Genomic DNA, 19,049 nt, shown 5'->3' on the forward strand with positions numbered 1-19,049 from the left:
CGTCGTCATGGAAAGACGGCGGACGCATCGCTGCGCCGCCGTCTTCGCGGGAGCGGCCCCGCAGGGGGCCGGGACCGGCGCGCCGCGCGCGCCGCGTCGCGGAGGATCAGGAAGCCAGGTTGGCCGCCGCGAAGTCCCAGTTCACCAGGTTCCAGAAGTTTTCCAGGTACTTGGGACGGGCGTTGCGGTAGTCGATGTAGTAGGCGTGTTCCCACACGTCACAGGTCAGCAGGGCCTTGTCGTCGGTGTTGACGGTGGTGCCGGCGTTGCTGGTGTTGACGATGTCCAGGCTGCCGTCGGGCTTCTTCACCAGCCAGGTCCAGCCGGAACCGAAGTTGCCGGCGGCGGACTGGGTGAAGGCGGTCTTGAAGGCATCGACGCTGCCCCACTTGGCCTCGATGGCCTGGCGCAGCGCGCCGGCGGGCTCGCCGCCGCCCTTGGGCGACAGGCTGCTCCAGTAGAAGGTGTGGTTCCAGACCTGGGCGGCGTTGTTGAACACGCCGCCGCTGGACTTGCGGATCACCTCTTCCAGGCTCAGGGAGGCCAGCTCGGTGCCTTCGATCGCCTTGTTCAGGTTCGTCACGTAGGCCTGATGATGCTTGCCGTAGTGGTATTCCAGGGTTTCCTGGGAAATGTGGGGGGCCAGTGCGTCCATCGCGTAGGGCAGCGGCGGCAGGGTGAAAGCCATGACAGTTCCTTCAAAAAGATGTTGCATGCACCACGTTCGGCACGTCCTGGAAACGGCCCGTCCGGCAGCGATTCCGCCGGGCGGAGCGGACCAGGACGCCCCTGGTGTCCCTAGAGCAGCGCATCGGTTCGGGTGACCTCGGCCTGGGCCCTGCCCTGGCCGAACTCGATCTCGATGGGCTCATGAATCTTCAAGTCTAACGCATTTTTGACGATTGTCCCGTCGCCGCGGCGGACCAGGGCATAGCCCCGTCCCAGCACGCGGTGCGGATCCAGCGCGCCGAGGGCGGCCAGGACCGCGTCCAGCCGCCGGTGGCGGCGCTGCAGCAGGCCGTCCAGGCCCGCGGACAGCCGATCGAGCGCCGCCTGCGGGAGCAAGCGGCGTTCCCGCAGCCGCCGGTCCAGGCCGGCCTGCAGCCGCCGGGCGGCGAATTCCAGGCGCTGGCGCCGCAGCTGCAGGCGCTGGGCCGGGGACACGAGCTGGGCGCGGGCCCGGTCCAGGCGGATGGCCGCATGCTCCAGGCGCCGCTGCTGGCCCCGCACCAGCAGGTCGCGCGCGGCCAGCAGGCGGCCCAGCGCCTGGCCGCGGTCCTCGCAGCACAGTTCGGCCGCTGCCGTCGGCGTGGGCGCGCGCAGGTCGGCGACGAAATCGGCGATGGTGAAATCCGTCTCGTGCCCCACGCCGCTGACGACCGGCATGGGGCAGGCGGCGATGCGCCGCGCCAGGGTCTCGTCATTGAAGCACCACAGGTCCTCCAGGCTGCCGCCGCCGCGCACCAGCAGCAGCGTATCGACCTCGGCCCGTTCGGCGGCCCGGTCCAGCGCGGCGCACAGCTGCGGCGCGGCGTCGCGCCCCTGGACCTGGGCCGGGTAGACGATCACCCGCACGTGGGGTGCGCGCCGCGCCATGACCGACAGCACGTCGCGCAGGGCGGCCGCCGACAGCGAGGTCACGACCCCCACCGCCCGGGGCAGCACGGGCAGCGGGCGCCGCCGGGCCGGATCGATCAGGCCTTCTTCCGTGAGCCGGTCGCGCAGGCGCAGGAAGGCCTCGTGCAGGTCGCCCCGGCCCGCCTGGCGCAGGGACTCGACCTGCACCTGGTAGTCGCCCCGGGGCTCGTAGAGCGAGACCTGGACGCGGAATTCGTAGCGGCCGCCGGCCTCGGGCACGAACCCCACCGCCTGGGCGCGCCCACGGAACATCACCGCGCGCACGGCGGCGGCCTCGTCCTTGATGGAAAAATACCAGTGTCCGGACGCGGCCCGGGTGAAGTTGGAAATCTCGCCCGCCACCCACAGGCGCGGCACGCCCTCCTCCAGCAGCCGCGCCACCCGGCGATTGAGCTGCGACACCGTCAGGACGGCGTCGCCGGCCGAAAAACCGCCTTCGGCAAGCCTCGGAACAGAAAAACTCATCGAAACCTATCCACAGAAAGCCCTGCTTTGTCAAACCCGCCTATTTTCGGGCCTGCCAGGGGGACTCATCAATATTCACTTCAAAAAATACACGTAAGTCTTTGATTTTCAATAAATTGAAATTCCATCGACCGGTGTGCAAAAAATAACCAATCCAGTACGAAGGGCCATGAAACGTGCGCATCCGGACTCTTGTGCACAGAATTATCCACAGAAACTGTGGATACCGCCGCGAAAGCCGCGTCCCGTCTTGCGCTCGGCCCCTGGAAGGCCCGCGGACGCGGCCTGCGCGCCGGACGCACCCGCGCAAGCCGGCGGCCGGCCCGCCGCCGGGCACCCCCGGCATGCCCGGCGGCGGCCTTGGGGCCTTGGCATGACCTTGGCATAAAATACGCATTTGCGCCGATTCCCGGCCCCGCACCCCAAGGATCAGGACTGTGCTGGACATCATTCACGCGGCCGGCTGGCCGATCTGGCTGCTCGTCGCCACCTCGGTCATCACGCTGGCGATCATCATAGAACGATTCCTGGCCCTGCGCGCCCGCCACGTCATGCCCGCCGGCCTGCCCGAACAGGTGCTCGAACTCGTGCGCCGCCAGCAGGACGAGCCCGACGCCATCCTGCGCCTGGCGCGCGGCAGCCCCATGGGCCGCATCCTCGCCGAGATCGCCGCCCACCGCCACCAGGACGACACCTGGCGGCTGGCCGCCGTCGAGGCCGTCGGCCGCGACGTGTCCTGGCGCCTGAACCGCTACCTGCCCGCCCTGGCGACGATCTCCGTGATCGCGCCGCTGCTGGGCCTGTTCGGCACCGTGGTCGGCATGATCGAGATCTTCGGCGCCTACGACCCCGCCGGCGGGGACCCGGCCCAGCTCGCCCGCGGCATCTCGATCGCCCTCTACAACACCGGCTTCGGCATCCTCATCGCCATTCCCGCGCTGGCCTTCCACCGCTACTTCCGCTCCCGCGTCGAATACTTCCTGCACACCATGGAGCGCGAGGCCGAAACCCTGAACCGCCTGATCAGCCGGCGCGCCGCGACATGAACTTCCACCACCGCCGCGCCCACGACGAGCCCGAGATCAACCTGATCCCGCTGATCGACGTGCTGCTGGTGATCCTGATCTTCCTGGCGGCCTCCACCTCGTTCACCCGCCACCGCCAGCTGCAGGTCGCGCTGCCCCAGGCCCAGGCCGAGGCGCCGGACGCCTCGCCCTTCCTCGAACTGGCGATCAGCCGCGACGGCCTGTACGCGCTCGACGGCCACTACGTCGACGCGACGGACGACGCCGCCCTGGCCGAAAGCCTGCGCCAGGCGGCGGCCGGCCGGCCCGACCTCGCCCTGCGCATCGACGCCGACGGCCAGGCCGCGCACGCCGCCGTCGTCCGCGCCCTGGAAGCCGCCCGCCTGGCGCACATCGGCAAGGTCCATTTCCTGACCCAGGCCCGGCCATGAACGCGCCGGGCCACCCCAAGCGTGCGGGGGGCTCATGAACCGCAGGCTGGAGGATTTCATGCTGGCGGCCTGGAGCCGGCGCGGCGGCCTGAGCACGCTGCTGCTGCCCCTGTCCCGCCTCTACGGCCTGCTGTCGGCGCGGCGCCTGCGCGCCGGGGCGCGCGCCGCCTGGCGGGCGCCCGTGCCGGTCGTGGTGGTCGGCAACATCCTGGTCGGCGGCACCGGCAAGACGCCCGTCACGATCGCCGTCTGCCAGGCGCTGCAGGCCCGCGGCTGGCGGCCAGGCATCGTCAGCCGGGGCTACGGCGCCGCCGTCGGGCCGCGGCCGCGCCTGAGCGACGAGGGCGCCGCCGCCGCCCGCCTAGGCGACGAACCGGCGCTGATCCACGCCGCCACCGGCGCGCCGGTCGCCGTCCACCCCCGCCGCGCCCTGGCGGCGGCCGCCCTGCTGGCGGCCCATCCCGACGTGGACGTGCTGATCGCCGACGACGGCCTGCAGCACACGGCGCTGGCGCGGGACCTGGAAATCATCGTCCAGGACAGGCGCGGCACCGGCAACGGCCGCCTGCTGCCGGCCGGCCCCCTGCGCGAGCCTCCCGAACGCCTGGCGCGGGCCGACTGGCTCGTCACCCACCTGGCGGCGGGCGAGCCGGCGCCGCCCGCCGCCTCCGCCGTCCCCGCTCTCCTGAACTCCCGCGCCTCTCCCGCTTCCCCGGCGGGCGCGGCGCGCGCGCCCCGCGCCGTCGTCATGCGCCTGGAGCCCAAAGGCGCCACGCACCTGGCCAGCGGCCGCGACCTGCCCTGGGACGCCTGGCGGGCCGAACAGGGCGCGGCGCCCTGCTCCGCGGCGGCGGGCATCGGCCGGCCCGAGCGCTTCTTCGCCATGCTGCGCGCCGCCGGCGTCGTCCTGGCCCGCACCCTGCGCGTCCCCGACCACCAGGCGATCCCGGCGGAGGCATTGCGCGGCCTGCCGCCCGGCCCTATCCTCATCACCCCCAAGGACGCCGTCAAATGCGCCGCCCCACACGATCCCCGCCTGTGGGCCGTGCGCGCGGCGCCGGTCTTTTCCGACCCGGGCTGGCTCGATGCGCTCGACCAGGCGCTGCGGGCGGCGGCCGGGCGCGCCGGGGCGGACGGCGAATAAGGGCCGCGTACCGGAAGGGGCCGCGTGCCAGGGCCCAATGGCGGACCCGCATGCACCCCATGCAAACCCCTCCCCGGGATGCGGAAACCAGCCGCACAAGCACGGCGGCAGGCATTACACTCTATGCTTTGCCATCCCTTCCGGATCCCCGCCGCCCATGGAAACCCGCCTGCTGCAGATCCTCGTCTGCCCCGTGTGCAAGAGCGCGCTGCGCCACGACCGCGAACGCCAGGAACTGGTCTGCGCCGCCGACCGCCTGGCCTATCCCATCCGCGACGGCGTGCCCATCATGCTGCCCGCCGAAGCCCGCCCGCTGGACGCTGCACCGGCACCGGCCCCGGCCCCGGCCCCGGCGCCCGCGGCATGAACGCACCAGCCCGCCCCGCGCCCGAACGCCTCCTCCGGGGAACGGCACGCCGCGCCAGGGGGGCCTCATGAGCTTCACCGTCGTCGTCCCGGCGCGCGCCGCCTCCACCCGCCTGCCGGGCAAGCCGCTGCTCGACCTGGGCGGCCTGCCGATGGTCGTGCGCACCGCGCGGCAGGCCGCGCTTTCATCGGCCGGCCGGGTCCTGATCGCCACCGACCACGCCGACGTCGCCCGCGCCGCGGCCGAGCACGGCATCGAAGTCCTGATGACGCGCCCCGACCACCCCACCGGCACCGACCGCCTGGCCGAAGTCGCCACGGTGCTGGGCCTGGACGACGACGCCATCGTGGTCAACGTCCAGGGCGACGAGCCGCTCATCGATCCCGCCCTGATCGACGCCGTGGCGGCCCTGCTGGCGCGGCATGCCGACGCCGCCATCGCCACCTGCGCGGCGCCCATCCTGGACGCCGGCACCCTGTTCGACCCGAACGCGGTGAAGGTGGTCTGCGGCGCCAACGACCGCGCCCTGTATTTTTCCCGCGCCCCCATCCCCTGGGCCCGCGACGCGCTGGCCGACGGCCGGCAGCGCCTGGCCCCCGGGCTGCCGGCCTGGCTGCACATCGGCCTGTACGCCTACCGCGCCGGCTTCCTGCGGCAATTCCCGGAACTGCCCCCGGGCCGGCTCGAACGCGTCGAATCCCTGGAACAGCTGCGCGCGCTGGAACAGGGCTTTCCCATCGTGGTGCACGCCACCGGCGCCGTCCCGGCGCGCGGCGTGGACACGCCCGAAGACCTGGCCCGGGTGCGCGCCCTGTTTGACGAGGGTGAAGCCCCGTCCGCATCGGCTTGAAACCCTGCAGAATCTGCTGCATTGCGGCATAATCGGAAAAATTTGAAAAATAGTGATTGATCGGAGGAAATCATGCGTTTGATTCTGCTAGGCCCCCCGGGGGCGGGAAAAGGCACCCAGGCGGCCTACATCACCGAGGCATTCGGCATCCCGCAGATTTCGACCGGCGACATGCTGCGCGCGGCGGTCAAGGCGCAGACTCCGCTCGGTCTGGAAGCCAAGAAGATCATGGACAGCGGCGGGCTGGTTTCCGACGACATCATCATCGGCCTGGTGCAGGACCGCCTGCGGCAGCCCGACTGCCGGGCCGGCTACCTGTTCGACGGCTTCCCGCGCACCATTCCCCAGGCCGACGCCCTGAAAAACGCGCACGTGCCGCTGGACTACGTGATCGAGATCGCCGTCCCCGAGGAAAACATCATCGAACGCATGAGCGGCCGGCGCGTGCACGTGGCCAGCGGCCGCACCTACCACGTCAAGTTCAATCCGCCCCGGCGCGAAGGCCTGGACGACGAGACCGGCGAGCCGCTGATCCAGCGCGACGACGACCGCGAGGAAACCGTGCGCCACCGCCTGTCGGTCTACCGCGACCAGACCCGTCCGCTGGTGGACTACTACTCCAGCTGGGCGGCCACCGGCGCGGCCGAGGCGCCGCGCTACGCCCAGATCTCGGGCGTGGGCTCGGTCGAGGAAATCCGCGACCGCATCCTCGGCATCCTGCGCGCGCACCACGCCGCCTGACCGTCACCGGACCCCGCCATGGACATCCGCAACCAAGTCATCCTCATCACCGGCGGCGCTTCGGGCCTAGGGGCGGGCACGGCCCGCGCCTTGACGGCCCAGGGCGCCCGCGTGGTCCTGGCCGATGTCCAGGACGAAGCCGGCCAGGCGCTGGCCGCCGAACTCGGCCAGACCTACGTACACTGCGACGTCACCGCCGAGGCCGACGCCCAGGCGGCCGTCGACGCCGCCACGGCGCAGGGCACGCTGCGCGGCCTGGTCAACTGCGCCGGCATCGCGCCGGCCTCACGCATCGTCGGCAAGAACGGCCCGCACGAACTGTCCCTGTTTCGCCGCGTGATCGACATCAACCTGATCGGCACCTTCAACATGGCCCGGCTGGCCGCCCAGGCCATGTCGGCCAACGAACCGCAGGTCACCGGCGAACGCGGCGTGCTCGTCAACACGGCCTCGGTCGCCGCCTACGACGGCCAGATCGGCCAGTCCGCCTACGCCGCCTCCAAGGCCGGCATCGTCGGCATGACGCTCGCCATCGCGCGCGACCTCTCGCGCCTGGGCATCCGCTGCATGACGATCGCCCCGGGCATCTTCGGCACCCCCATGATGTTCGGCATGCCCCAGGAAGTGCAGGACTCCCTGGCCGCCAGCGTGCCTTTCCCGCCGCGCCTGGGCCGCCCCGAGGACTACGCCAAGCTGGTGCTCTCGATCTTCGAGAACGACATGCTCAACGGCGAAACGATCCGCCTGGACGGCGCCATCCGCATGGCGCCGAAGTAGTTTGAGCCTTCTCCGTTCGGCCGCCACCATCAGCGGCCTGACCCTGTTTTCCCGCGTCACCGGCATGCTGCGCGACGTGCTCATCGCGGGCATGTTCGGCGCCGGGCCGCTCACGGACGCGTTCTGGGTCGCCTTCCGCATCCCCAACCTGCTGCGCCGCCTGTTCGCCGAGGGCGCCTTTTCCCAGGCCTTCGTGCCCATCCTGGGCGAAGTCCGGCAGCGCGGCGACCACGAATCCCTGCGCCGCCTGCTGGACCGGGTGGCCCTGCTGCTGTTCGTCGCCCTGTGCGGCGTGACGCTCGTCGGCATGCTGGGAGCCGCCTGGGTCGTCACGGCCATGGCCAGCGGCATGCGCGACCCCGCCCGCGCCCACGAATTCGGCGAAGCCGTGTGGATGACCCGGGTGATGTTCCCCTACATCCTCTGCATGTCGCTGGTGGCCTTCGCCTCGGGCGTGCTCAACACCTTCAGCCGCTTCGCCGTCCCGGCCTTCACCCCGGTCCTGCTGAACCTGTCGATGATCGGAGCCAGCCTGCTGCTGGCCGGGCACATGGCGCAGCCCATCCACGCCCTGGCGGTGGGCGTGATGATCGGCGGCGCGCTGCAGCTTGCGGTGCAGTGGGTCGCCCTGGGGCGCCTGGGGCTGCTGCCGCGCTGGGGCCACGGCCTGCGGGCGGCGTGGCGCGACCCGCTGGTGCGCCGCATCCTGCGGCAGATGCTGCCGGCCACCCTGGGGGTGTCGGTCGCCCAGCTGTCCCTGCTGATCAATACCAACATCGCCACCTGGCTCGCCCCCGGCAGCGTCACCTGGCTGTCCTTCGCCGACCGGCTGATGGAATTCCCGACCGCCCTGCTGGGCGTGGCCCTGGGCACGGTGCTGCTGCCCAGCCTGTCGGCCGCCCATGCCCGCGAGGACCACGCCGCCTACAACGCCCTGCTGGACTGGGGCCTGCGGCTGGTGCTGCTGCTGGGCCTGCCCGCCGCGCTGGGCATGGCCCTGCTGTCCGACGGGCTGGTCGCCGTCCTGTTCAACTACGGCGCCTTTTCCGCCGCCGACGTGGCCCAGACCCGGCTGGCCGTGATGGCCTACGCGGTCGGTCTGCTCGGCCTGCTGGCCATCAAGATCCTGGCGCCCGGCTTCTACGCCAAGCAGGACATCCGCACCCCGGTGCGCATCGCCATCGCGGTGCTGGTGTTCACCCAGCTGATGAACCTGATCCTGGTACCCTGGCTGGCCCATGCCGGGCTCGCCCTGTCCATCGGCCTGGGCGCCAGCGCCAACGCCCTGACCCTGGTGGTCCTGCTGCGCCGCCGCGGGCTGTACGCCCCCCTGGCCGGCTGGTCCGGCTTCTGCCTGCGCCTGCTGCCGGCCCTGGCCGCCCTGGCCGCCGTGCTGCTGGCCGCCGACCGCTACCTGGACTGGATCGCCCTGGCCGCTCATCCGGGCATCCGCGCGGCCTGGCTGGCGGCGGTCCTGGCCCTGGCCGTCCTGGCCTATTTCAGCGCCTTGTTTTTATTCGGTTTTCGCCCCAGAGACTTTACACGCCGGCGTGCATAGGCTAGAATCGCTGTCTTTGACGCAACCCCGAATACAGATAACCTTTATGGCCAATTCCGCTCAAGCCCGCAAGCGCGCCCGCCAGGCCGTCGCTCACAACAAACACAACGCCAGCATGCGCTCGATGCTGCGCACCGCAATCAAGCGCGTGCGCCAGGCCATCGAAGCGGGCGACCAAGCCGCCGCCAACGAAGTCTTCCGCAAGGCCAGCAGCGTCATCGACCGCGTGGCCGACAAGCAGATCATTCACAAGAACAAGGCCGCCCGCCACAAGAGCCGCCTGTCGGCCGCGATCAAGGCCCTGGCCTGATCCAAGCCCCGGGGGCTTGCGCAAGAAAAAGGACGCTTCGGCGTCCTTTTTGCTTTGCACGATGCAGGCATCGGGAGGCTGGGATGCATGAGTTTGTCAGACAAGGCACCCGGATTCGACAGGCACGGGCCTGTCTCCAGCCGTGGCATCCCTCCACCTCGCGCCTTGCAAGGCGCTCGGATTCGACAGGCTGAGCATGGTCCGCAGGGACCATGCTCAGTCCCGTCTCATTCCAATCTCCCCAGCAGCAGGAACTCCATCAGCGCCTTCTGCACATGCAGGCGATTTTCCGCCTCGTCCCAGACCACGCTCTGCGGGCCGTCGATGACCTCGCCGGTGACTTCCTCGCCGCGGTGCGCCGGCAGGCAATGCATGAACAGCGCGTCGGGGTTGGCGGCCGCCATCATGCGGGCGTCCACGCACCAGTCGGCGAAGGCCAGGCGCCGGGCCTCGTTCTCGGCTTCGTAGCCCATGCTGGTCCAGACGTCCGTGGTGACCAGGTCGGCGCCCTTGCAGGCTTCCAGCGGATCGTCGAATTCGCGCAGGATGGTTTCCGGCTGGCCGCCCACGCGCAGCGGATCCAGGCGGTAGCCGGCCGGCGCCGACACGTGCAGCGTGAAGCCCAGCAGCTCGGCCGCCTGCAGCCAGGTGTAGGACATGTTGTTGGCGTCGCCGATCCAGGCGACCGTCCGGCCGCGGATCGGGCCGCGATGCTCGATGAAGGTCAGGATGTCGGCCAGGATCTGGCAGGGGTGGTATTCGTTGGTCAGGCCGTTGATGACCGGCACCCGCGAATGGGCGGCGAAGCGTTCGATGCGCGTCTGTTCGAAGGTGCGGATCATCACCAGGTCCACCATGCGCGACACCACGCGGGCGGTATCCTCGATGGGCTCGGCGCGGCCGAGCTGGGAGCCTTCGGTGGTCAGGTAGATGACCGAGCCGCCCAGCTGGTACATGCCCGCCTCGAACGACACCCGGGTGCGGGTGCTGGCCTTCTCGAACACCATCGCCAGGTTGCGGTCGTGCAGGGTGTGGTGCGGCAGATAGCGTTTGAACTTGTCCTTGATGAGGCGCGCCCGGTCGATGACGTAGAGGATCTCGTCCTCGGAAAAATCGCGCAACTGCAGAAAATGACGCAAAGGCCCGGTCGGATTGGCGGCAGACATGTCAAACCCTGAGTAAAACGGCCATATTACCGTGCGCCCGGGGCGCGTGCAAAACCCTGGGCTCCCCGATCGGATACAATGCGCGGCGAAGGGGATGACACCCGTCCTTGACCTCGCATGCCGCCCGGCCCGCCGCACCAGCGAACCGCGCGCCGCACAGGACGAGTCCCGTCTTTGGAATCACCACATGAGCGACCCTGTCCAGCATTTGATCATCCATGGCAAGACCCTGGAGGGCCAGCGGTTTCGGCCCAGCGACTGGGCCGAGCGCCTGGCGGGGGTCCTGTCCCAGTTCCGGCCGGCCGGTTCCATCGCCAACCCCCTGTCCTATTCCCCCTACGCCATGCCGCGCACGCTGAACGGCCTGCCCTGCGTGATGATCGACCACCGCCTGCGCCAGCTGGAACCGCTGGCCTGGAAATTCGCCTGCGACTTCGCCCACAGCAACCGGCTACAGACCACCGACACGGCCGCGCGCAACGAGGACGCGGACGCCGTGCCGCCGGCCTCGTCGGCCGCCTGAAGCGCCGGGCGGGCGGCCCGCCGCGCGGCGCGGCGGCGTGGACCCGGCGGCTCCGGATCCCCGAGTCGGGGGTTCCGCGCTCCGAGTCCTGAGTCCCGAATCCCGGTTCCGAGCCCTGGATTCCGAGTCCTGGTTCCCAAGTCCTGGGTTCCGTTCCGCGCCGCGAGCTCCATTCCCCTGCGGCTGTGCCAAAATCATCTCATGACGACCCTGGATCTGTTCGGCGATCTCGACCCCGGACGGCGCACGCGCCTGGGGCCGCAGGCCTGGGTGCTGCGCGGCTACGCCCTGCCCCGCGTCGATGCGCTGCTGGCGGCCCTGGCCGATATCGAGGCCGAGGCGCCCTTTCGCCAGATGAAGACGCCGGGCGGCTTCACCATGTCCGCCGCCCTGAGCAGCTGCGGCGCGCTCGGCTGGACGAGCGACCGGCGCGGCTACCGCTACAGCTCCCTGGACCCCGACAGCGGCCGCCCCTGGCCGCCCATGCCCGAGGTCTTCGTCCGCCTGGCGCGCGAAGCCGCCGCCGCGGCCGGATTCGAGGGCTTCGCGCCGGACGCCTGCCTGATCAACCGCTACCTGCCCGGCGCCCGGATGTCGCTGCACCAGGACAAGAACGAGCGCGACTTCGACGCGCCCATCGTCTCGGTGTCCCTGGGCATGAGCGCCGTCTTCCTGTTCGGCGGCCATGCGCGCGCGGACAAGGCGGCCCGGGTGCCGCTCCACCATGGCGACGTCGCCGTCTGGGGCGGCGCGGACCGGCTGCGCTACCATGGAATCCTGCCGCTGGGCGCCCAGCCCCATCCCCTGATGGGCGCCCGACGCATCAACCTGACCTTCCGCCAGGCGGGGTGAAGCCGCGCTCCGGCCCCCCGCAGGAACGACGCGGCCCGCCGACGGCCCCGCCACCGCAAGAAACGGAGTGCCCGCGCCGCGCATCCCGTCTAAGCTGACAGGCATTGCGACACACCAGGACGACGCCATGAATACCTCTTTCCTCGCCCCGGACGAGTCCGGCGCCGACGACGCGCGCCGGCAGGACCCGCACGCCCCTACGCCCCGCGCCACCGCGCAGGCCCGCCATGCCGCCGTGGCGGCGCGGGCCTGCCGCGCCATCGAATCGGCCGCCACGCCCCCGTCGCTGGACGAGCTGGCCGCGCAGGCGGGCCTGAGCCCCTGGCACTTCCATCGCGTCTTCAAGGCCGCCACGGGCCTGACCCCGAAAGCCTACGCCGCCGCGTTTCGTGCGCGCCGCCTGCGCGAGGCGCTGGACGCGGCCGGCGGTTCGGTCACGGATGCGATCTACGATGCCGGCTTCAACTCCAGCAGCCGCTATTACGAGAACGCCGGGCGGATGCTGGGCATGCGCGCGCGGGACTACCGCGCCGGGGGCGCCGGCGCCGTGATCCGCTTCGCGGTCGGCCAGTGCGCACTGGGCGCCATCCTGGTCGCGCAAAGCCGGATCGGCCTGTGCGCCATCCTGCTGGGCGACGACCCGGACCAGCTGGTGCGGGACTTGCAGGACCAGTTCCCCCGGGCCGAGCTGATCGGCGGAGACCCCGGCTTCGAGCGGCTGGTCGCCCAGGTGGTGGGCTTCGTCGAGGCGCCCGCCGTGGGGCTGGACCTGCCGCTGGACGTGCGCGGCACCGCTTTCCAGCAGCGGGTCTGGCAGGCGCTGCGCGAGATCCCGGCGGGCGCCACCGCCAGCTACGCCGAGATCGCCGCGCGCATCGGCGCGCCCAGGGCGGCGCGGGCCGTGGCGCGGGCCTGCGGCGCCAATCCCCTGGCCGTCGCCATCCCCTGCCACCGCGTGGTGCGGCGCGACGGCGACGTGCCGGGCTACCGCTGGGGCGTGGCGCGCAAGCGCGAACTGCTGCGGCGCGAGGAAGACGGGAAACAGCCCGGGAAAATCCGGCAAGACAGCCCGCAATAAACGAACGGGGCTCCCCGAAGGGAGCCCCGCGTCACCTATCCCGCGTTGCGCAGCGCGCATCCCGCGTTCCGCGGCGGGCGGGAAGCACCCCGCGCGCCGCGTCCGGATCACTTCGCCGGCGTGTCCTGCTTGAGCTGGGGGATGTCCGACTGGCCGCTCTTGGTCAGCAGGCCGGCCTGGGTGTAGGTGAACAGCTTGGCGCGCGTGTCCACGATGTCGAGGTTGCGCATCGTCAGCTGGCCGATGCGGTCCAGCGGCGAGAACATGGACTCGCCCTTTTCCATCGTCAGGCGATCCGGGTGGTAGGTCAGGTTGGGCGAGCGCGTGTCCAGGATGGAGTAGTCGTTGCCGCGGCGCAGTTCCAGGGCGACCTCGCCGGTGATGGCGCGCGCCACCCAGCGCTGCGCGGTTTCGCGCAGCATGATGGCCTGGGGATCGAACCAGCGGCCCTGGTACAACAGGCGGCCCAGGCGCAGGCCGTTGATGCGGTACTGCTCGATCGTGTCCTCGTTGTGGATGCCGGTGACCAGGCGCTCGTAGGCGGCGTGCAGCAGCGCCATGCCCGGGGCTTCGTAGATGCCGCGGCTCTTGGCCTCGATGATGCGGTTCTCGATCTGGTCGCTCATGCCCAGGCCGTGGCGTCCGCCGATGCGGTTGGCCTCCAGCATCAGTTCGACCGGATCGGAATATTCCACGCCGTTCAGGGCCACGGGCTGGCCCTGCTCGAAGCGCACCGTGACTTCCTCGGCCTTGACCTCGACATCCTGCTTCCAGAACGCCACGCCCATGATGGGCTGGACGATGCGGATGCCGGAATCCAGGCGCTCCAGGTCCTTGGCCTCGTGCGTGGCGCCGAGCATGTTGGAGTCCGTGGAATAGGCCTTTTCCGCCGACATCTTGTAGTCGAAGCCGTTTTCCTGCATGTACTGCGACATCTCGGCACGGCCGCCGAGTTCGTCGATGAACTGCTGGTCCAGCCAGGGCTTGTAGATCTTCAGGTCCGGATTGGTCAGCAGGCCGTAGCGGTAGAAACGCTCGATGTCGTTGCCCTTGAACGTGCTGCCGTCGCCCCAGATGTGGACGTCGTCCTCGCGCATGGCCGACACCAGCATGGTGCCCGTCACCGCGCGGCCGATGGGCGTGGTGTTGAAATACGTGACCCCGCCGGTGGAGATGTGGAAGGCGCTGCATTGCAGGGCGGCGATGCCCTCGGCCACCAGCTGCGCGCGGCAGTCCACCAGGCGCGCGCCCTGGGCGCCGTAGCGCAGGGCCTTGCGGGGGATCTCGTCGTAATCCGGCTCGTCGGGCTGCCCCAGATTGGCCGTGTAGGCGTAGGGCAGCGCGCCCTTGTTCTTCATCCACAGCAGCGCGGCGCTGGTGTCCAGCCCGCCCGAAAAGGCGATGCCGACCTTCTGCCCGACCGGCAGGTTTTCGAGAATGGTTGTGCTCATGGAAAGGGTCCGGAGAAGCCTGAGATTGAAATCGATCCGGCATTATATCGTCCGCGGCGGCCCGCCCCGGCCGCTGCGCCCGGGGCGGGCCGGGCTGCGCGCCGGCCCCGGCATGCGCCGCCCGCGCGCCCTCACCCCAGCGTTTCGTCGAGCCAATCCATGGTCACCGCCGCCGAAAAGGCCAGGTTGCTGGTCTGGCAATGCGCATCCGCGCCCTCCAGGGCGGTGAACAGCCGGGGCGTGCAGGGCCCGCCGACCCCGTCCTGGAATGCCCGCCATTGCCGCAGGGGCTCGGCGCCCTCGCCATCGCCCACCAGCGCGAGCGACGGGCAGCGGATCGCGGCCAGTTCGTCCGCGCTCAAGCTGAAGTCCTTGATGCGGCGATAGGTCTGGACGAAGGTCGGCCGGCCGAAGCGCAGCATGAGGTTGCGTGACATCGCGCGCGTCTGGGCGTTCATCACCGCATCGGGGATGTGCTCGAGGTCGGCCACGCCGAAATCGTCCGACTCGGGCAGCGTCGCCGGGTCGATCCCGGCAAAGGAGACCATGTAGGCGTGCAGGTCGGTGATCGGCGAATTGGGGATCAGCGCCCGGATCCGCGGCTCGTGCGCCGCGATGCGGGAGGCGAAATACCCGCCGAAGCTGATGCCCATCAGGGCCAGGCGGCGCGGGTCCACGCCCGGCTGCGCGAGGACGTAGTCCACCGCCTGCCGGCCGACCCCCTCGAATTCGGGCGCGAAATGGCTGGCCGCGTTGAAGCGCCAGGTGTCCATCTGGCCCGGCCCGGTGAACAGCAGCAGATCGTAGCCGCGCTCGAGCGCCGCCCGGCCGTAGGCGAGATGGGATTCCTCGAGCGTGCCGTCGAATCCGCTGACGATCATCAGCACGCGCCCCCCGGCGCTGCGCGCGCCGCGGATGTGGTAGGCGGGCAGGCGCAGGCCGTCATGCGAGAACCAGAGTTCGGCGCAGGAAGCCTCGTCCCACTGCATCGCCGACAGGAAAGCCTGGCGGCTGGCCAGGCCGTATTCCCGATGGCGGGGATCGTCCACCGGGCAGTAGTATTCCGCCGCGCGGTAGCTGTTGCAGGCCACCAGGTATTGGTCCCGCGCGCTGACCGCGTGCCCGTTGCGCGCGCGCACCGCCGCATCCTCGGACTGGCGCCGGCCGGCCTCGGCGAAGACCTCGGTCCACGAGGCCGGATCGGCATCGCGGATCCGCGCCGCCGCCGCCAGGCATTCCCCGATCGAGGCGCCGCCGTACCGGACCGAGCCCAGCTGGCGCATGAGCTGGTGATCCATTTCAGGGTCCCGGAAGCCCTGCACCCGGGTATGTCCGCGCTCCAGTGCTTCGACCATGTCTCCTCCCGCGGCCGCGCAGGCCTGCCGATCGTTGGTTTTCGCGCCCCGCCGCGGCCCGTGCCCCGCCGCCCCGCTGTGACGCCGCATGTGACGGTATGCTACTTTAATTCGACGCCCTCCCGGCCAATTCCCACAAGGACTCCGCGCATGAGCACGCCTCCCATCAGCCGCTTTCCGATCCCCGACATCGACACCCTGCCCGAGGACATCCGCGACCGCATCCTCGCCGTCCAGGAAAAGGCCGGCTTCATCCCCAACGTGTTCCTCGCCCTGGCCCACCGCCCGGCCGAATTCCGCGCCTTCTTCGCCTATCACGACGCCCTGATGGAAAAGGAAGGCGGCCTGACTCCCGCCGAGCGGGAAATGATCGTGGTGGCGACCTCCGGGGCGAACAACTGCCAGTATTGCGTGATCGCCCACGGCGCCATCCTGCGCATCCGCGCCCGCAACCCGCTGATCGCCGACCAGGTTGCCATCAACCACCGCAAGGCCGACCTGAGCCCCCGCGAAATGGCCATGCTGGACTTCGCCCTGAAGGTCTCGCTGGACGCCCAGGACATCGACGAATCCGACTACCAGGCCCTGTATCCCCACGGCTTCGACGACGAGGACATCTGGGACATCGCCGCCATCGCCGCCTTCTTCGGCCTGAGCAACCGGATGGTGAACTTCATGTCCATGCGTCCCAACGACGAGTTCTACCTGATGGGGCGGCTGCCCAAGGGGACGCATTAGCCACGAGCGCATCGGCGCAAAGCGAAAGCGCGCACCGTTATTTTCTGTGCTAGAATGCACGTCTTTCGGGGACGTAGCTCAGCTGGGAGAGCGTCGCGTTCGCAATGCGAAGGTCGGGAGTTCGATCCTCCTCGTCTCCACCAGAACACCAAAACCGCTTGATTTTTCAGGCGGTTTTTTTTCGTCCGTCTTTTCGGACGGTAGCGGAATCGGGAGCAAACCAATGACGATCCTCCCAAATACCCGTCCCATCACCATGGCCATGTGGGGCTTCGTGGAATTGCATGTTGGGCAACGGTACCGTTCTGCTTGAAATCCTGCGCACAGCATGCGACAAATGATGTTGCATCCACCAATACATCCCAGCAGCCGCACGGCATCGACTACGCGCTCATCCTGCAAGACGAGCACGGCAACCGCATCTTCGGTTTCGACAATGCACACGCCTATGACAATGCACAGGCCGAGGATTGCTGGGACCATGAACACAAGGTCGGTCGTGTCGGGCAGCGGTTTCGCTATGACTTCGTTTCGGGCTCGCAATTGATTACCGACTTTTTCGAGATGCTCAATAGCTATTGCACGCTGCACGGCGTCACAGCGAACTTTATTTCGGACGATGAACATGAGTAAGGTCATCTCGGCTTCCGCGATGCGCGATCGGCTGCTGGCCCGCGTCCAGGCGGCGCCAAAGCATGACGACTGGGTCCGTGTGCTCGGAACACCTGGACATCGGGAATTGCTCGGTCTCATCGCGCGCCATGCGCCCCCCAGCATCGGCGCACTCGCAGAACTCGCCGGACGCGCACAACCCAACGTCAGCAGGACTCTGTCCGCCCTGCACTCCGCCGGTTTGATCGAGGTCGTTTCAGACGGACGTCGCTCCGTGCCACGAATGACCGAAATGGGCATATCCAAGGCACGTGAACTTGGACTGCTTCCAGCGAGCGAAGCGCCGACCGCACCCGATGCCAAAACAGATAGGCTCTTGACGGTCGAGATCGAGTCTCGCCCTACAGATGAAGCCTTCTCCAATGATGTGATCGAAGGCCGTCTGACGGCACGACTCCGGTTTTCTTCACACAAAGAAGAGATCGCCGCCCGGACTTCCGGAGATCTGGATGCGCTGGGACGCCAGTTGCTGGAAAATTGGTGGCGCATTTTTTATCGGCGCGGCGCGCCGTTTCGCCTGTGGGATTTTTCACTGGAGGATCATGCGGCCGGAAGCTATGCGTTGCTCGCCACAGTCCCCGGCTCACGCATCGAACTCCAAGCCAGGAGCAGCACCAACGACCCGCTGCACCTTGAACGCGAATCGCAGACTTTTCCCGTTTCCACGTTCGAGCAGCTTCTGCTCGACGAATTTCTGCACCCGCTCGCCACCCACCATCTTTCCAGGGGCCGGAGCGCGCGTCCATTGCACGCATTGCTGCGGCGAATCGAGGATTCGCGCGGCCAGCCCGCCGAACGCGCTTTCTGCCGCACCGCTGGCGCGCTCGGCATGACACCTTACGACCTCAGGGATGACCGCGCCGCCCGGATCCGGGCGCTTCTGGAACTCATCCCGGAAGAAGACGCCCGCCTCGATTTCAGTTCGGCGGTTCTCTCCGAAGCGTTGGATAAAGGCTGGCTTTGGACGAGCCAGCAGCTTGAAGTGTTTCGACGGCGCAACGCGATGCCCGTCCTCAGGCAGCTACACACCCGTTGCGCGAAACAGCCAAACACCGCGACACGGCCTTACCAGCACGGTTATGCCCTGGCACGCGAAACACGCGCCCTGTTGAATCTCGCCGAAGATCAGCCCGTCGGCGGCATCGAAGGGCTGTCGAGGCTACTCGGCGCCATCGATACGATCGGCCTCAGTACCAAGGCACCAGGGTCGCTGCGCGCGTTCCAGAGCATGGAAGGCGACGTACCCACCCTCATCATAGAGGACGAAGGGCCGCACGCGAGCGCCTTTGTCCTGGCACGCGGCATGGGGGATTTCATTGCCTTCGGCAGCCGCGCAGCCTGCGTGGCTGATCTCTACACCGACCGCCAGGCAGTGGGCCGCGCCTTTGCCGCCGAATTCATGGCGCCAAGGGATGCGGTGGTCCGGATGATGGAGGAGGAGGATCATCCAATCGCAACGGTCGCCGACCATTTCGGCGTCCAGACCTCGGTCGTGCAGCATCAGTATGAAAACAGCTTTCGCAGGTTTTCATCGCCCGCCTGACTCGCGCGGATTGCGATGGGCATTGCAGCGCGTCACCAGAAGCCGTCGCGCATCCCCTGCGCAGGGCGGACGCCGCTGCGCGCCGGATGGCGGCCGCCCATGTCCCGGTACCCGGTGGGGATGCCCAGCCTGCGCCGCTCGGCGATGAACCAGTCGCGCGGCAGGCCCATGTCCTCCAGCAGATAGTCGTCCAGCTCGAGCAGATGCCGCAGCGCCCGGCGGCCGCCGGACCGGCATCGGTACCCCCAACGATCGCCGAACCGGCACCGAAAGGACGGAAGGATGCCCCGGAGCCGGGGCGCCACGGGCTGCGCACGGAAAACCGCCCGCACCGTATCGAAAGCGTCGTTCATCATCCGCATCTC

At 69.2% G+C, this 19,049-nt stretch carries 21 protein-coding genes and 1 tRNA gene; 16 read left to right on the forward strand and 6 right to left on the reverse strand.

The window, feature by feature from the left end; translation table 11 throughout:
* Window positions 1-106: 106 nt before the first annotated feature.
* Entirely contained in the window at window positions 107-688 is a 582-nt protein-coding gene (gene sodB / locus HNR28_RS01760; RefSeq protein ID WP_043683013.1) for a superoxide dismutase [Fe], read from the reverse strand.
* Between the two features lie 110 nt (window positions 689-798).
* Window positions 799-2,103, reverse strand: coding sequence for an exodeoxyribonuclease VII large subunit (gene xseA, locus HNR28_RS01765; protein ID WP_043683016.1), 1,305 nt, complete (start codon window positions 2,101-2,103; stop codon window positions 799-801).
* Window positions 2,104-2,540: 437 nt separating this feature from the next.
* Between xseA and HNR28_RS01770 the strand changes: the two genes are divergently transcribed.
* From HNR28_RS01770 to rpsT, 9 genes are all read left to right on the forward strand, one after another.
* Window positions 2,541-3,149, forward strand: a complete 609-nt coding sequence (locus tag HNR28_RS01770) for a MotA/TolQ/ExbB proton channel family protein (protein WP_043683018.1) — start codon at window positions 2,541-2,543, stop codon at window positions 3,147-3,149.
* Window positions 3,146-3,559, forward strand: a complete 414-nt coding sequence (locus HNR28_RS01775) for an ExbD/TolR family protein (RefSeq protein WP_043683021.1) — start codon at window positions 3,146-3,148, stop codon at window positions 3,557-3,559. The genes HNR28_RS01770 and HNR28_RS01775 overlap by 4 nt, the downstream gene beginning before the upstream one ends.
* A gap of 34 nt (window positions 3,560-3,593) precedes the next feature.
* A complete protein-coding gene (lpxK, locus tag HNR28_RS01780) occupies window positions 3,594-4,703 on the forward strand; it encodes a tetraacyldisaccharide 4'-kinase (RefSeq protein ID WP_184142471.1) in 1,110 nt (369 codons plus the stop codon).
* Between the two features lie 157 nt (window positions 4,704-4,860).
* Window positions 4,861-5,070: a Trm112 family protein gene (locus HNR28_RS01785; protein ID WP_043683027.1), complete on the forward strand. Its 210-nt coding sequence runs from the start codon at window positions 4,861-4,863 to the stop codon at window positions 5,068-5,070.
* 67 nt (window positions 5,071-5,137) lie between these two features.
* A complete protein-coding gene (gene kdsB / locus HNR28_RS01790) occupies window positions 5,138-5,920 on the forward strand; it encodes a 3-deoxy-manno-octulosonate cytidylyltransferase (protein WP_043683030.1) in 783 nt (260 codons plus the stop codon).
* A 72-nt stretch (window positions 5,921-5,992) separates the two neighbouring features.
* Window positions 5,993-6,661, forward strand: a complete 669-nt coding sequence (adk, locus tag HNR28_RS01795; RefSeq protein ID WP_043683033.1) for an adenylate kinase — start codon at window positions 5,993-5,995, stop codon at window positions 6,659-6,661.
* Between the two features lie 18 nt (window positions 6,662-6,679).
* Complete coding sequence (locus HNR28_RS01800) at window positions 6,680-7,438, forward strand: 3-hydroxyacyl-CoA dehydrogenase (RefSeq protein WP_043683036.1); 759 nt, start codon at window positions 6,680-6,682, stop codon at window positions 7,436-7,438.
* 1 nt (window position 7,439) lies between these two features.
* Complete coding sequence (gene murJ / locus HNR28_RS01805; RefSeq protein WP_043683038.1) at window positions 7,440-8,996, forward strand: murein biosynthesis integral membrane protein MurJ; 1,557 nt, start codon at window positions 7,440-7,442, stop codon at window positions 8,994-8,996.
* 46 nt (window positions 8,997-9,042) lie between these two features.
* Window positions 9,043-9,306, forward strand: a complete 264-nt coding sequence (gene rpsT / locus HNR28_RS01810) for a 30S ribosomal protein S20 (protein ID WP_043683041.1) — start codon at window positions 9,043-9,045, stop codon at window positions 9,304-9,306.
* Between the two features lie 227 nt (window positions 9,307-9,533).
* Here the strand turns inward: rpsT and argF are convergent, their stop codons facing one another.
* Window positions 9,534-10,472 (reverse strand): ornithine carbamoyltransferase, encoded by a 939-nt coding sequence (argF, locus tag HNR28_RS01815; protein WP_043683044.1) that lies wholly within the window; start codon window positions 10,470-10,472, stop codon window positions 9,534-9,536.
* Window positions 10,473-10,659: 187 nt separating this feature from the next.
* On the opposite strand from argF, the gene HNR28_RS01820 reads away from it, so the two are divergent.
* The 3 genes from HNR28_RS01820 (at window position 10,660) to ada (ending at window position 12,925) form a co-directional block, all read left to right on the forward strand.
* A complete protein-coding gene (locus tag HNR28_RS01820; protein WP_052355800.1) occupies window positions 10,660-10,995 on the forward strand; it encodes a DUF3579 domain-containing protein in 336 nt (111 codons plus the stop codon).
* A 201-nt stretch (window positions 10,996-11,196) separates the two neighbouring features.
* On the forward strand, window positions 11,197-11,847 hold the full coding sequence (gene alkB, locus HNR28_RS01825) for a DNA oxidative demethylase AlkB (protein ID WP_043683047.1): 651 nt from the start codon (window positions 11,197-11,199) through the stop codon (window positions 11,845-11,847).
* A 127-nt stretch (window positions 11,848-11,974) separates the two neighbouring features.
* Entirely contained in the window at window positions 11,975-12,925 is a 951-nt protein-coding gene (gene ada / locus HNR28_RS01830) for a bifunctional DNA-binding transcriptional regulator/O6-methylguanine-DNA methyltransferase Ada (RefSeq protein WP_084330651.1), read from the forward strand.
* Window positions 12,926-13,032: 107 nt separating this feature from the next.
* Here ada and argG read toward each other — a convergent pair whose 3' ends face one another.
* Together argG and HNR28_RS01840 are read right to left on the reverse strand one after the other, a co-directional pair.
* Entirely contained in the window at window positions 13,033-14,376 is a 1,344-nt protein-coding gene (gene argG, locus HNR28_RS01835; protein WP_043683050.1) for an argininosuccinate synthase, read from the reverse strand.
* A 131-nt stretch (window positions 14,377-14,507) separates the two neighbouring features.
* Window positions 14,508-15,731 carry an alpha/beta hydrolase family protein gene (locus HNR28_RS01840; RefSeq protein WP_043683053.1) on the reverse strand — a complete coding sequence of 408 codons (1,224 nt, stop codon included), beginning with the start codon at window positions 15,729-15,731 and terminating at the stop codon, window positions 14,508-14,510.
* Window positions 15,732-15,881: 150 nt separating this feature from the next.
* Between HNR28_RS01840 and HNR28_RS01845 the strand changes: the two genes are divergently transcribed.
* The 4 genes from HNR28_RS01845 (at window position 15,882) to HNR28_RS01860 (ending at window position 18,684) form a co-directional block, all read left to right on the forward strand.
* Entirely contained in the window at window positions 15,882-16,469 is a 588-nt protein-coding gene (locus HNR28_RS01845) for a peroxidase-related enzyme (RefSeq protein WP_043683055.1), read from the forward strand.
* A gap of 67 nt (window positions 16,470-16,536) precedes the next feature.
* Window positions 16,537-16,612, forward strand: a tRNA-Ala gene (locus tag HNR28_RS01850).
* A 166-nt stretch (window positions 16,613-16,778) separates the two neighbouring features.
* Window positions 16,779-17,102 (forward strand): toxin-antitoxin system TumE family protein, encoded by a 324-nt coding sequence (locus HNR28_RS01855; RefSeq protein ID WP_151024953.1) that lies wholly within the window; start codon window positions 16,779-16,781, stop codon window positions 17,100-17,102.
* Window positions 17,095-18,684 (forward strand): HVO_A0114 family putative DNA-binding protein, encoded by a 1,590-nt coding sequence (locus HNR28_RS01860; protein WP_170288490.1) that lies wholly within the window; start codon window positions 17,095-17,097, stop codon window positions 18,682-18,684. The genes HNR28_RS01855 and HNR28_RS01860 overlap by 8 nt, the downstream gene beginning before the upstream one ends.
* Window positions 18,685-18,716: 32 nt before the next feature.
* Here HNR28_RS01860 and HNR28_RS01865 read toward each other — a convergent pair whose 3' ends face one another.
* Entirely contained in the window at window positions 18,717-19,040 is a 324-nt protein-coding gene (locus HNR28_RS01865; protein ID WP_148304950.1) for a hypothetical protein, read from the reverse strand.
* Window positions 19,041-19,049: the final 9 nt, after the last annotated feature.

Origin of the sequence: Castellaniella defragrans, assembly GCF_014203015.1 — a bacterium.
GTDB classification, from domain to species: Bacteria; Pseudomonadota; Gammaproteobacteria; order Burkholderiales; family Burkholderiaceae_B; genus Castellaniella; species Castellaniella defragrans.